Origin of the sequence: Streptomyces sp. CCM_MD2014, assembly GCF_000772045.1 — a bacterium.
In the GTDB taxonomy this organism is placed as follows: domain Bacteria; phylum Actinomycetota; class Actinomycetes; order Streptomycetales; family Streptomycetaceae; genus Streptomyces; species Streptomyces salinarius.
Genome location: NZ_CP009754.1, coordinates 330952 through 343394 on the forward strand (window position 1 = coordinate 330952; position 12443 = coordinate 343394).

The 12443-nt window shown below is 73.1% G+C and carries 15 protein-coding genes; 6 read left to right on the forward strand and 9 right to left on the reverse strand.

Annotated elements, in window-relative coordinates; translation table 11 throughout:
• Positions 1–9: 9 nt before the first annotated feature.
• The 5 genes from NI25_RS01480 to NI25_RS01500 all read right to left on the reverse strand — a co-directional run bounded on the left by NI25_RS01480 (position 10) and on the right by NI25_RS01500 (position 4572).
• The gene (locus NI25_RS01480) at positions 10–1272 is read right to left on the reverse strand and encodes a cytochrome P450 (protein ID WP_061440667.1); all 1263 of its coding nucleotides are present in this window, start codon (positions 1270–1272) and stop codon (positions 10–12) included.
• Complete coding sequence (locus tag NI25_RS01485; protein WP_228954666.1) at positions 1269–1928, reverse strand: GTP-binding protein; 660 nt, start codon at positions 1926–1928, stop codon at positions 1269–1271. The genes NI25_RS01480 and NI25_RS01485 overlap by 4 nt, the downstream gene beginning before the upstream one ends.
• Complete coding sequence (locus NI25_RS01490) at positions 1909–2265, reverse strand: DUF742 domain-containing protein (protein WP_031038983.1); 357 nt, start codon at positions 2263–2265, stop codon at positions 1909–1911. Before NI25_RS01490 ends, NI25_RS01485 begins: the two co-directional genes overlap by 20 nt.
• Entirely contained in the window at positions 2262–2681 is a 420-nt protein-coding gene (locus tag NI25_RS01495) for a roadblock/LC7 domain-containing protein (protein ID WP_061446693.1), read from the reverse strand. Before NI25_RS01495 ends, NI25_RS01490 begins: the two co-directional genes overlap by 4 nt.
• Positions 2682–2841: 160 nt before the next feature.
• Positions 2842–4572: an ATP-binding protein gene (locus NI25_RS01500; RefSeq protein ID WP_061440668.1), complete on the reverse strand. Its 1731-nt coding sequence runs from the start codon at positions 4570–4572 to the stop codon at positions 2842–2844.
• A 321-nt stretch (positions 4573–4893) separates the two neighbouring features.
• Between NI25_RS01500 and NI25_RS01505 the strand changes: the two genes are divergently transcribed.
• A complete protein-coding gene (locus NI25_RS01505; RefSeq protein WP_061446695.1) occupies positions 4894–5727 on the forward strand; it encodes a lysozyme in 834 nt (277 codons plus the stop codon).
• Between the two features lie 30 nt (positions 5728–5757).
• On the opposite strand, the gene NI25_RS01510 is transcribed toward NI25_RS01505, so the two are convergent.
• The 3 genes from NI25_RS01510 to NI25_RS01520 all read right to left on the reverse strand — a co-directional run bounded on the left by NI25_RS01510 (position 5758) and on the right by NI25_RS01520 (position 8252).
• Complete coding sequence (locus tag NI25_RS01510) at positions 5758–6480, reverse strand: FAD binding domain-containing protein (protein ID WP_061440669.1); 723 nt, start codon at positions 6478–6480, stop codon at positions 5758–5760.
• 109 nt (positions 6481–6589) lie between these two features.
• Positions 6590–7405, reverse strand: coding sequence for a hypothetical protein (locus NI25_RS01515; RefSeq protein WP_228954664.1), 816 nt, complete (start codon positions 7403–7405; stop codon positions 6590–6592).
• Positions 7406–7511: 106 nt separating this feature from the next.
• Positions 7512–8252, reverse strand: coding sequence for a class I SAM-dependent methyltransferase (locus tag NI25_RS01520; RefSeq protein WP_061440670.1), 741 nt, complete (start codon positions 8250–8252; stop codon positions 7512–7514).
• A 44-nt stretch (positions 8253–8296) separates the two neighbouring features.
• Between NI25_RS01520 and NI25_RS01525 the strand changes: the two genes are divergently transcribed.
• Both NI25_RS01525 and NI25_RS01530 read left to right on the forward strand, forming a co-directional pair.
• Positions 8297–8902 carry a flavodoxin family protein gene (locus NI25_RS01525; protein ID WP_061440671.1) on the forward strand — a complete coding sequence of 202 codons (606 nt, stop codon included), beginning with the start codon at positions 8297–8299 and terminating at the stop codon, positions 8900–8902.
• Positions 8903–8996: 94 nt separating this feature from the next.
• A complete protein-coding gene (locus NI25_RS01530; RefSeq protein WP_061440672.1) occupies positions 8997–9560 on the forward strand; it encodes a Dps family protein in 564 nt (187 codons plus the stop codon).
• A 65-nt stretch (positions 9561–9625) separates the two neighbouring features.
• Here NI25_RS01530 and NI25_RS01535 read toward each other — a convergent pair whose 3' ends face one another.
• A complete protein-coding gene (locus tag NI25_RS01535; RefSeq protein WP_061446697.1) occupies positions 9626–9982 on the reverse strand; it encodes a PRC-barrel domain-containing protein in 357 nt (118 codons plus the stop codon).
• Positions 9983–10157: 175 nt separating this feature from the next.
• On the opposite strand from NI25_RS01535, the gene NI25_RS01540 reads away from it, so the two are divergent.
• From NI25_RS01540 to NI25_RS01550, 3 genes are all read left to right on the forward strand, one after another.
• On the forward strand, positions 10158–10511 hold the full coding sequence (locus NI25_RS01540; RefSeq protein WP_061440673.1) for an STAS domain-containing protein: 354 nt from the start codon (positions 10158–10160) through the stop codon (positions 10509–10511).
• A complete protein-coding gene (locus tag NI25_RS01545) occupies positions 10508–11437 on the forward strand; it encodes an anti-sigma factor RsbA family regulatory protein (protein WP_061440674.1) in 930 nt (309 codons plus the stop codon). The genes NI25_RS01540 and NI25_RS01545 overlap by 4 nt, the downstream gene beginning before the upstream one ends.
• 151 nt (positions 11438–11588) lie before the next feature.
• Positions 11589–12434, forward strand: coding sequence for an RNA polymerase sigma factor SigF (locus tag NI25_RS01550; RefSeq protein ID WP_061440675.1), 846 nt, complete (start codon positions 11589–11591; stop codon positions 12432–12434).
• Positions 12435–12443: the final 9 nt, after the last annotated feature.

Sequence of the window (12443 nt, forward strand, 5' to 3'; positions counted from 1 at the left end):
CCGTGCGCGTCAGGCCACGACGGGCGTGAAGACGGCGGGCAGCGTCGTCAGACCGCGCATCCAGATGGACGGGCGCCAGGTCAACTCCCCCGGCTCGACGGCGAGTACGAGATCGGGGAGCCGTTCCAGCAGGGTCTCGACCGCGGTGCGGGCGATGACGTCGGCGAGCAGCGGCGCCGGGTAGGGGCACCGGTGCTCGCCGTTGCTGAAGGACAGGTGCGCGGAGTTCTCGGCGCCGACGTGGGCCTCGGGCCACAGCTGCGGGTCGGTGTTGGCCGCGGCGAGGCCGAGGACGAGGCAGTCGCCGGCCCGGATCTGCCGGCCGCCCAGCTGGGTGTCGCCCACGGCCCAGCGGCCGATGAAGTTCTGCGTGGGCGTGTCCAGCCACAGCACCTCGTTGAGGGCCTCCCCCACGCTCAGGCGGCCGCCGGAGACGTTGAGGGCGAAGCGTTCGTCGGTGAGCAGCAGGCGGAGCGTGTTGCCGATCCAGTTGGCGGTGGGCTGCTGGGCGGCGGCGATGACGGAGATCAGGTCCTGGACGATCTCCTCGTCGGTCAGCCCCGCCGGATGGGTCAGCATCCGGGAGGTGACGTCGGGTCCGGGGCGCTCGCGCTTGTGCCGGACCAGCCGGTGGATGCGCTCGCCCACGCGCGTGTACGCGGCGACCGGGTCGTCCCCCTCGGCCGCGTCGAGGGAGATCCGCAGGTCCTCGACGAGCTGCCGGGTCTCGGCACCGCCGTGCGGCATCCCGCACATGCGCACGGCGGCGATCATCGGCAGGGGGTGGGCGTAGCCGCTCATCAGCTCGGCGCGGCCGCTGCCGGCGAAGGCGGCGATGAGCCGGTCGGCGAGCTGCCGGCAGTCCCGGGCCAGTTCGAACTGGTCGATGCCGGCGAGTGCCTGGGTGATGACGCCGGCCCGCCGCCGGTGTTCCTCGCCCTCGGTGAACAGGACGGACGGCTGATGACCGACGTAGGGCAGCAGGGGCCAGTCGGGCGGGATGCTGCCCCACTGGTTCCAGCGGCGCGAGTCCCGGGCGAACAGGTCGTCGTGGCTGGTCACATAGCTGACCTCGGGATAGCCGAGGACCAGCCAGGCCGGGATGCCGCCGTCGAGGAGCACGGGTGCGACGGCGCCGTGTTCGGCACGCAGTCCTCGGTACAGCTCCGACGGTGTCTGCTGGTACTCCAGCCCGGCCAGCGGCACGGCGTCCGGGTGCGCGGGGCAGCCCGGCGCGGCGACGGGGTGGGGTGAGGGGTCTAGATCGGTCACGATGCGCTCTCCTGGGCCAGGGCCAGTTTGTAGAGGTGGTCCACGAGGGTGACCAGTACGTTCTTGCCCGACGTCCGCACCCGCGCGTCGCAGTCGACCAGCGGCACCTGGTCGGGCAGCGCGAGGGCCAGCCGGATCTCGTCCAGGGAGTGCCGGGCGGTGTCGTCGTCGAAGCGGTTCACGGCCACCACGAAGGGGGTCCGGTGGTGTTCCAGCCGGTCTATCGCGTACCAGGAGTCGTCCATACGGCGGGTGTCCACCAGGACGACCGCGCCGAGGGTGCCGGAGAACAGCCGGTCCCACAGGAACCAGAAGCGTTCCTGACCGGGGGCGCCGAACAGGTACAGCACCATGCGTTCGTTGAGGCTGATGCGGCCGAAGTCGAAGGCCACCGTGGTGGTCGTCTTCGCGGTGACCGAGCCGGTCTCGTCGACACCGACTCCGGCCTGGGTCATGACCTCTTCGGTGTTGAGCGGCCGGATCTCGCTCACGGAGCGGACGAGCGTGGTCTTGCCGACTCCGAAGCCGCCCACGACGACGATCTTCAGCCCGGTCTCCGCGGCGTCGGTCAGCGGCGTGCGGCCGGAGGGCGCGAGGGCTTCCGCGGCCGTGTGCGTGGCTGCGGAGGCCGTCGGGTCAGAGGTTGCGGAGTCCATGGAGCACCTCCTGGAGCAGGGCGGTATCGGGGTGCGACGCGGCGGTCTGCCCCAGGCGCGGGTGTCGGGCGGTGATGCTGCCGGTGGCCAGCAGGTCGCCGAGCAGGATGCGGACCACCGTGATCGGCAGGGCCAGTTCGGCGGCGAGTTCGACCACGGCCGTGGGGTGCCGGCACAGGTCGAGGATGCGGACGTGTTCCGACTGCATGCCGGCCGTCGGCCCGCACTCGGCGACCACCAGGGTGACGAGGTCGAACGAGTCGTCGGCACGGCTGCGCCCGCCCGTGACCGTGTAGAGCCGGTCGGGTGCGCCGGTGTCCACGGGCCTGCGCGTCACGACGAGCTGCTCCCGGGGACGGCGTGGCGCGGCTCGGCCCTCAGATGGTCGCCGATCTGCTCGACCATCTCGGTCATCTGGTGGCCGACGACACCGGGGTCGGCGTCCTCGACCGCGACGACGGCCAGGTGGGCGCCCTCACCCGCCTCCACGATGAACAGCAGGCCGCCGTGGAACTCGGTCATGGAGTGGCGCACGCCGCCGGTTCCGTTGCCGAACTCGACGGAGGCGCCCTGGGCGAGGGCCTGGATGCCCGAGCAGATCGCGGCGAGCTGGTCGGCCCGGTCCAGGGTGAGGTGCTCGGTCCAGCAGAGTTTGAGGCCGTCGCGGGACAGGACGAGGGCGTGGCGGGTACCGGGGGTGCGGTCCAGGAGGTTCTGCAGGAGCCAGGTGAGGCTGTTGTCGGTGGTCTGCATGGTGGGTTCCGGGCCGGTGGTTCCCGGTGCTGCGGTCACCGGCCCGTTCCTCCAATCTCACGAGCGGCACGAGCGATAGGGGCGAAAGGCGGGGCGAGGGACAGCCGACCAGCGCCGTCCGGTGCGAGGCGGCATGCCGGTACGGGTGTCGGCCCGGTTCCTAGTCCGGGGCGGGCGGTTCGGACTCCGGTGCCCCGACGGCCCCCGCGGACCGCCGTCCGCGGTGGAAGGCGCCGAAGCTGGCCCCGGCGTCGCGGTGGGCGGACGCCGCCGGGTCGGCGGGTCGCCGGTGGTGGTCCCGCCGTTCGCGCTCGGCCTCGGCCTCGGCCATGGTGCGGCCCGGGGAGCGCACGGGCAGGCCGCCGGGCGTGGCGGTCGCGGGGCCGGGACGCTCCGACTGTTCGGGCAGGACGACCCGCTCCACCGGCCGGACGTCGGGGACACGCCGCGCGCGTGCCGGGGCTTCCGCGGCGGGGGCCGGCCCGGGGACGGCGTGTCCTCCGCCACCGCCGAACGTACGGCCGGTCAGTGCGGGCCCCGGGTCCCGTTGCTGGGCGAGCAGCTGGGGCGGCACCAGGACGACGACGCCCGTACCCCCGCGCGACGAGGGCCGGTAGCTCACTCCGACGCCGTACTTGGCGGCCAGCCGTCCCACCACGGCGAGGCCGAGGCGGGTGCCCTGCAGGGAGGCCAGGTCGTTCATCCGCCCCGACACCGCCTCTTCGGCGTGGCGCATGGCGGCGTCGGCCATCTTCAGACCGCTGTCCTCGATGGTGACGACGATTCCGGCGGTACGTTCCTCCACGTAGACGTGGACCTCGTCGATGGGCGGCGAGAAGTTGGCCGCGTTGTCCATGAGTTCGGCCAGCAGGTGCATGACGCCCTCGGCCGCGTAGCCGGAGATCGCGGCGTCGGTGGAGCAGTGCATCCGGACCCGCCGGTAGGCGGCGATCCGGCCGACGGCGCCGCGCAGGATGCTCTCCATCACGATGGGCCTGTTCCACGCCCGGCTGGAGCGCCCGCCCATCAGGAGGGCCAGCCGGTCGGTGATGAGGCCGAGCTGCGAGGTGCTGTGGTCCAGGCGCAGCAGATCGCCGAGGACCTCCTCGCCGTGACGATCCTGCATCTCCCTCAGGTCGGCGAGCATGCTGACGGCCTTGGCCTGGACACGGCTGAGGGACTTGGCGGAGGCGGCCTGCGCGGCGGCGGTGCGGCGCTCGCTGTGGGCCAGTTCCCGGACGAACAGCTCGGCGCAGGCACGCGGCCCCGCTCCCCGCGGCCACTCCAGCTCGGACAGGACGATCTCCGCCGAGGTGCCGTCCCGCAGCTTCTCCACAGCGGCGGGCAGCGTGCTTCGGGTCAGCTGTTCCAGCTCGGCGGCGCTCCTGCTTGCCTCGTGCACCGCCTGCTGCCGTCGGGACTCGGCGTCCGCGGCCTGCCGTACCGCGTCCTCCACCAGGGCGGCGAAGCTCTGTACGACCTGGCGCAGGTGGGGGCCGGAGGCGGGGGCGGTGTTGGCGACGGCCTCCTCCGCACCGGTGCCGTCGCGGACCTGCTGCGCGATGCCCGGCAGCGCCACGTTGACGAGGTGGACGAGGCCGGCGTTCTCCTGCGCGAGCCGGCCCTTGAGGGCGCCGATCTCCGCCCGCCGGGCCTCCGCCGTCCGGCGCGCCCGTCCGACCAGGTGGGAGCCGAGAACGACGGAGAGAGCGACGCACAGCCAGGAGGTGACGGCGAGGGTCGCGGTCCAGCTCCGTGCGGTGTCGGGAGCGGCCGCCCAGGCGGCGCCCGCGGCCGCGGCGGCGGCCGGGAGCACGAGCAGCGGGACGGCCGGGGCGGAGCGGCCGGCTTTCTGCGTCCGGGGCGGGGTGGGGGGTGCAGACACTGACATTCCGCGGTCCCTCGGGTCCTTGAGAGCGGGGAGAAGGCCGGTCGACCTGGGGCGGCCGCGGGCCGGAGCCGTGCCACCGGCTGCGTGGTGATCACTCCGGTGGGCCTGTGGCTCATGCTAGTCAGCGCGTCGGCCTTCCATGCCGGACCGACCGCAGACCCCACCGAGGAGGGAACTTTCCCGGCATCTCGTCAATCGAACGCAGCGATGTGGTACTGGCGTTCTTGTCGTGGCGCAGGTTCTCCGGGCCGGACCGTCCGGCAGCACCGTCTGGACGAACGCGGGATGCGGTGGCGCCCGACTCCGGTTCGGATGGATGCCATGCGCAGACCCATAGCCGTGGCGAAACGCCACTCACGCCTGCTCACCTCAGGCGTCATCCTCGCCGCCCAGTCACTCCTCCTGACGCTGTCCGCCGTCCCGGCCTCGGCCGACGACACGCGGACGCCCGCCCGTGGTACCGCCCACATGGGCGCGGGTGTCCTCGCCCACGAAGGGGTCCAGGGCCGGCCCGTCGGCACCCGCGTCGCCCAGACCGAGGGGGTGGACGTCTCCAGCCACCAGGGGAACGTCGCATGGTCGACCCTCTGGAACAGCGGTGTGAAGTGGGCCTATGTGAAGGCCACCGAGGGGACCTCCTACCGGAACCCGTACTTCGCCCAGCAGTACGGCGGTTCGTACGACGTCGGCATGGTCCGCGGCGCGTACCACTTCGCGACCCCCGACACCGCCGGCGGCGCCGCCCAGGCGGACTACTTCGTCGACCACGGCGGGGCCTGGTCCAAGGACGGCAAGACGCTGCCGGGCGTCCTGGACATCGAGTACAACCCGTACGGGGCCACCTGCTACGGGCGGACGCACAGTCAGATGGTGAGCTGGATCCGGGCCTTCCTGGACCGGTACAAGGAGCGCACCGGCCGCCACGCCGCCATCTACACCTCCACCAACTGGTGGACGCAGTGCACCGGGAACTACAGCGGTTTCGGCGCGAGCAACCCGCTGTGGATCGCCCGGTACGCCTCGACCGTCGGGGAGCTCCCGGCCGGCTGGGACTTCCACACCATGTGGCAGTACACCTCGTCGGGGCCGACCGTCGGCGACCACGACAAGTTCAACGGGGCGCTGGACCGTGTGAAGGCCCTGGCCAACGGCTGACGCGCACCCGCGCCCTCGCCGGCCGTCGTCTCAGCGGCCGGCGAGGGCGCCCAGGATGTCGGCGACCTGCTCCCGGACCACGTCCCGGGCCCCCGCGGGCAGGGCGCCGATGTCCGTCCGTTCCAGGATGCCCAGGGCCTCGTCGGCGCCGGCGTCGCAGGTGGCGCTCTCGCTGAGCACGTCGTAGCCGTCGCGGACGGCGACGCGCAGCCGCTGCCTGCCGTCGCCGTCGGTGTGCACCGCGGTGGCGACCACCAGCGGCGGCGGTCCCCCGGCTTCGGCGGGCTGCTTGCGGTAGCCGCTGGCCAGGGGGGTGCGCCAGCGCAGACCGAGCATCAGGTGACGCTTCGCCATCACCTCGGCCAGATCGGTCTCGTAGGGGCGGTCCGGTCCCAGCACCGTGGCCCGGGCCTCCAGTACGAGGGCCGCGGGCAGCAGGCAGCGCAGGCTGCTGCCCACGAGGTTGCCGCCGACGGTGGCCGTCCGGCGTACCGCTCCGGTGCCCACCGAGCCCGCCGCCCGGCGCAGCACCTCCGGTACCCGGTCGTCTATGCGGTGCAGCACCACGGCCGCGCCCAGCGACTCGGGCTCGACGGTGTTCGCCTCCGGCAGGGCGCGCAGCGACATGGCCAGTTCCGGGAAGCCGTCGCGCTGCCAGGTGGCCCACACGAGCGTGGCCCCGCCGATGGGCACCGCCCCCCGCGCCATGCACTCCTGCGCTTCGGACACGGATGTGGGCTGACGCAGCAGCATGGCGATCGACCTGCTTCCCGGGAGTCGGCGGCCGGACGACACCGCGTCTTCCGCCGGGTGATCACGGTCACTGGGATTGTCCGCATCGCGGAGGGGGCGCGTACAGGGCTCACTCCGTTTCCGTGTGCGCCCTTGACGCGCCGAGCAGTGCGTCGATCAGTTCGGCGCGCAGGCGTTCGCCGTCCTTGCGGACGAGTGCGGGAACCCGTGCGTTCCACGCCCCCGCGGCCCGGTCCAGGGACTCGGCGCAGGCACGCCGGGCGCGGCGTCCCAGCAGCGCGGCAGCGAGGGGCAGGAGGGGGCGGGCGACCGAGCGGCCCCTGGCCCGTATCTTCACGGTCACCAGCCAGCGTCCGTCCGGGGCGGGGCGCGGCACCACCGTGACGCTGACGCGGGCGAGTGCGTGCGTCAGGGTTCCGCTCAGGGGCGCGCGGGACGGGTGGCGACCGTGGCCGGCCGCCTGCCACCATCTGCCGAGGTCGAGATGTGCACGTCCGGTGCCGCCCAGGTACTGCTCCCGCTTGCCGCCGCTCGGCGCCAGCGTCGCCGACAGCGACGCCTCGCGCGGCCGTTCGGCGCTCGTGAGCGTGAGGGCGCAGTCCAGCCGGGCGGGGTGGTCGGGGCCGCCGTCGACGGTGACGACCTCCAGTGCGGTCTCCCGGCGACGGTCCCAGGCGCGCACGGTGACGCACTGGTCCGCGTACGGCTGCCCGTCCTCCTCGTTCACGGGCCGGTACCGCGCGCCCGGCCGCAGATGCCGTCCCCGCGCCAGCACCAGACCGGGCAGCGGGCGGCCGTCGGGCAGCCGCAGGCGCGCTCCCTCGGCGTCCGTGCCCTCGGCCAGGTCGTGCAGCGTGGCGACGCACGACTCGAACCACCGGCGCGGGACGGGGGCGAGGGTCACGGTGTGCTGGAAACGGGCCATGCGGCGAGGGTGACCGTCCGGAGGGTGCCGTGTCAGGAGGGCGGCCTGGCAGTGACGAGGCGGCGTTGGCTGCCGGATTCCGGCGGTAGCCGCGGCGGGGGCGGCGTCAGCGCCCGTCCTCCTCCGGGCGCCGTGCGACGAAGACGAACTCCCGGCCCTCACGGTCCGGGGCCCCGCGCACCTCCCGCACCACGTACCCCTGTCCGGTCAGGTCGGCCGCCACCTCGTCCCGCTCCCGGAAGCGCAGCGTCGAGTCGGAGGTGAGCACCTGGCCGTCCGCCGTGAAGACGTAGGTCCACCGGAAGGTGACCAGCGCTCCGCTCACGTCCAGGAGTCGGCACCAGCTCTCGACGGGGCCCGTGCCGGGGACGTCCACCACCCGGCGGGTGTGTTCGGGGGTCCACTCCTCCCAGGCGCGCCGGGCCGGGTCCCGCGTCTCGAACACCAGGTGTCCGCCGGGCCGCAGGGCCTCGTACGCGCCGCGCAGCGTCGCCTGCCAGTCGGAGCGGCCGGTGATCGCCTGGGCGACGTTCGCCGTCATGGTCGCCAGGTCGACGCGCAGCGCGGGCAGCGAGGCGGCGTCGCCCTCGATCCAGCGCACCCGCTCGGCGCCCGGTTTGCCCCGGGCCACGTCGAGGCTGGCCCCGGCGGGGTCGACGCCGACGACGTCCCTGCCGCGCTCGGCCAGCAGCAGGGCGAACACACCGGTCCCGCAGCCGATGTCCAGCACGCTCCGCGCGCCGAGCTCGTCGGTCATGCCCAGGTACGGGCCGAGGTCGCCGCGGTCGGTGTCGAGCACGTCGTAGAGCGCGGCGAGCCGCGGATGCCGGAAGCACTCGTCAGCCATACGGCCGACGATAGCGCCGACCCGGCCGGGGAACAGGGGATTTTATGCGCGCACTCGTCATCAACTGCACCCTCAAGCCCTCGCCCCTGCCGTCCAACACGGAGGCGCTCGCCGCCACCGTGATCGCGGCGCTCAAAGGTCACGGAGCGGAGGTGGACGTCGTACGGGCCGTCGACCTGAATCTGAAGCCGGGGGTCGAGACCGACATGGGCGACGGGGACGACTGGCCGGGCGTGCACGAGAAGCTGCTGGCCTCGCAGATCCTGGTCGTCGCGTCGCCGACCTGGCTCGGCCGCCCGTCGTCCGTGGCCCAGCGGGTGCTGGAGCGCATGGACGCCATGCTGAGCGAGACCGACGACGAGGGCCGCCCGGTCGCCTACAACCGGGTCGCGGGCGTCCTGGTCACCGGGAACGAGGACGGCGCCCACCACGTCATCAGCGAGATCAGCGGCGGGCTCGCGGACATCGGCTACACCATCCCCGGCCAGGCCTGGACCTACTGGCACCTCGGCCCCGGTCCCGGTCCGGACTTCCTCGACGACGAGCGCGGCCACGACTGGTCGGTGTCCACCGGCCGGGCCATGGCGTCCAACCTCGTGCACGCGGCGCGCGCCCTCGGTGCGATGCCGCTGCCGGCTCCGCCGTCCTGATCGCGGCGCCGCACCGGCATGTCTGCCGATGCCGATACGGGGCATTCGTGCACGAGCAACGACGTACGCAACGCATGAGGAGCTGAGGTCCGCCATGACGCACGACCTGACCCCGAAGTACACGGTCCCCGGCATCGAGCGCGAGGCCGCCGGGCGGCTGATCGGTGTGCTGCGGCTGCGCCTGCACGCCCTCAACGACCTTCACCTGACGCTGAAGCACGTGCACTGGAACGTGGTGGGTCCGCACTTCATCGCGGTCCACGAGATGATCGACCCCCAGGTCGACCAGGTGCGCGACATGGCGGACGACGTCGCGGAGCGCATCGCCGCGCTCGGCGGGGTGGCCCAGGGCACCCCCGGGGCGCTGGTGGCCGAGCGGAAGTGGGACGACTACTCCATCGGGCGGGCGGACGCCATCGCCCACCTCGGCGCGCTGGACGTCGTGTACACCGGCGTGGTCGAGGGCATGCGTGCCGCGGTCGAGGAGGCCGGCAAGATCGACACCGCCACGGAGGACCTGCTGATCGGGCAGCTCAGGGACCTGGAGCAGTTCCAGTGGTTCGTGCGGGCCCACCTCGAGAGCGCGGGCGGCACCCTCGCCACGGGCAGTGCCACCTCCGAGACGGAGGCGGCGGCACGGGGCGCGGACGTCTCGTAACCGGGTCGTCCGGACCTGCGGGGGTGTGGCCCCGCCGTGCGGCGGGGCCACACCCCCGGGGCGCCTCAGCGCCGGCCAAGGCGCCGTTCGCCGCGGCTGCCCTGCTCGTAGGGCAGGTGGTAGTGGGCGAAGACCGCACCCTCGTCCTCGGCCGCGAGCTCACCGTCCGGGTCGATCCCCGGGGCGTCCTTGACCAGTGACTTGTCGTAGGTCACCTTCAGGTACTGCGGTCCGACGGTGGCCTTGTCCACCGGGACGAAGACGAGCCGCCGGCGGGTCGGCAGGCCGATCGTGACCGTGGCGAACGCGGGCCGGTCGGTGAGGGTGTCGAAGTAGATGGACTCCAGGGTCCCGATCTTGCGGCCGTCGTAGTCCACGACGTCGACGCCGCGCCAGTCACGAATGTTTTCGGCTTCAAACATGCCCATTCTTCCCTTCCGAGGACGCGCTCACTGTCGTGTTCCCCGCTTCGCCCCGCTGTCGCCCGTCTGTCCCCTCACCGGCGTACGGAGACGGATCCGGGATAGGCTGCCTGGCCGGAAGGAGCGCCCGGCCGGCGGACGGGTGCCGGGCGCGGCTCCGAAAGGGGGACCGAGTGTGGACGGTGCAGGCGCTCCGGGCGGCCCGGCCCGTGTGCGGACCGGGGCGGTGCTCGACGTGGGCCCGCTGTCCGGCCGTCCCGGCATCCGTGCCAGCGGTGAGATCAACGTGAGCACCCGGCTGTCCTGGGAGAAGGCCCTGACCGAGCTGTCCCGGCAGCACACCGACGTGTCCTACGTGGAACTGTCCGGCGTGCGGTTCGTCGACGTGGCCGGGGTGGCGGCGCTGGCCGTCACGGCCATGCACCTGCCCGTCGGCCGGGTCGTGGTGGAGCGCCCGCCCCCGCAGCTTCCGCGAGTACTGGACCTCTTCTGGCCGTCCCTGCACCGGATCGAGGTGGCGCCGCGATGAGCACGCCGACCACCGAGGAGACATTCACCCATCCGGCGCTGTTCTACCGCTCGGAGGCCGAGTACACGGACCGGACGGTGGCGTTCGTACGGGAGGGGCTGGCCGCGGGCGAGCCGGTGGCGGTGGCCGTGCCCGGCCCCAACCTGGAGCTGGTGCGGGAGGGACTCGGCGCGGACGGGCGGGACGTCACCTTCCTGGACATGACCGAGGCCGGGCGCAATCCGGGACGGATCATCCCGGGCGTGCTGCGCGCGTTCGCCGACGCGCACCCGCGGGTCCGGGCGCGGATCGTCGGCGAGCCGATCTGGGCCGGGCGCAGCGCCGCGGAGTACCCGGCGTGCGCCCAGCACGAGGCATTGATCAACGCCGCCTTCGCGGGCCGCCCCGCGACGATCCTGTGCCCGTACGACGAGACCCGGCTGGCCGCGAACGTCCTGGCCGACGCCCTGGCCACCCACCCGACCGTCATCGCCGGGGGGAGTGCGCGGGCCAGCGAGGCCTACGACTGGCGTGCCGTCGTCGCCCGCTACAACGAGCCGCTCGCCTGCCCGCCCGACGCCGGCGTCCTCGCCTTCGGGGCCGGGGAGTTGCCCGAGGCGCGCCGCTTCGCGGTCGACCGGGCGGCCTCGCTCGGGCTGGCCGGGCGGCGGCTGCAGGACGCGGAGCTGGCGGTGGCCGAGCTGACCACCAACAGCGTGATACACGGCGGAGGCGGTGGAACACTGGCGGTCTGGGCGGAGGCGGGACAGGTGGTGTGCGAGGTCCGCGACGGCGGGCGGCTGACGGATCCGCTCGCCGGCCGCCGGCCCCCGGAGCCCGGCCAGATCGGCGGCCGCGGCCTCCTGCTCGTCCACTACGTCGCCGACCTGGTGCGGGTGCACACCACCGACGGGGGCACCGCGGTCCGCTTCTGTCTCGGCCTGTGAGGCGCCCGCCGCCCGGCGTCGGAGGCACCGTCCCCGAGCCCCCGAAGGCCCTTCCGGTGTTTTCCATGCATGCACCGTCTGACTCGGGGTAGGCGACCGTGCGTCGGCCGACAGGGTGACAACGACGACCGATCAACCGGGAGGGCACATCATGACGACGACGACCGCGCAGACCACCGAGCACGCCACGGCGGAGATGCCGGAGATCGCGGACCCGTCCAAGGTGGCGCCCAAGGACGCGCGGGAGTTGTCGAAGCTGTTCTTCGAACAGCTGACGGTGCTGGAGGAGGGCACGCCCGAGTACCAGTACGCCCGCAACACGCTGATCGAGATGAACATGTCCCTGGTCCGCTTCGCGGCCGGCCGGTTCCGCAGCCGCGGACCGGAGGAGATGGAGGACATCGTCCAGGTCGGCATGATCGGCCTGATCAAGGCCATCGACCGGTTCGAACTCACCCGCGAGGTCGAGTTCACCTCCTTCGCGGTGCCCTACATCGTGGGTGAGATCAAGCGGTTCTTCCGGGACACCTCGTGGGCCGTGCACGTGCCCCGCCGTCTCCAGGAGGCCCGCGTCCAGCTCGCCCGCGCCACCGAGGAGCTCCGCAGCCGCCTCGGCCGCAACCCCACCACGCAGGAGCTCTCCGAGCTGATGAGCCTGCCGGAGGACGAGGTCGTCGAGGCCCGGCTGGCGGCCAACGGCTACAACTCCGCGTCCCTGGACGCCACCATCAACGGCAGCGAGGACGGCGAGTCCGCGCTCGCGGACTTCATCGGCGCCGACGACGCCGCGCTGGCCCTGGTCGACGACTTCCACGCTCTGGCTCCGATGATCGCCGAGCTGGACGAACGCGACCGGCAGATCATCCACTGGCGGTTCGTCGAGGAGCTCACCCAGAAGGACATCGGCGAGCGCCTCGGCGTCTCCCAGATGCACGTGTCCCGGCTGATCTCGCGACTGCTGGCCCGGCTGCGCGAGGGCATGCTCAGCACCACCTGAGGCGCCGGC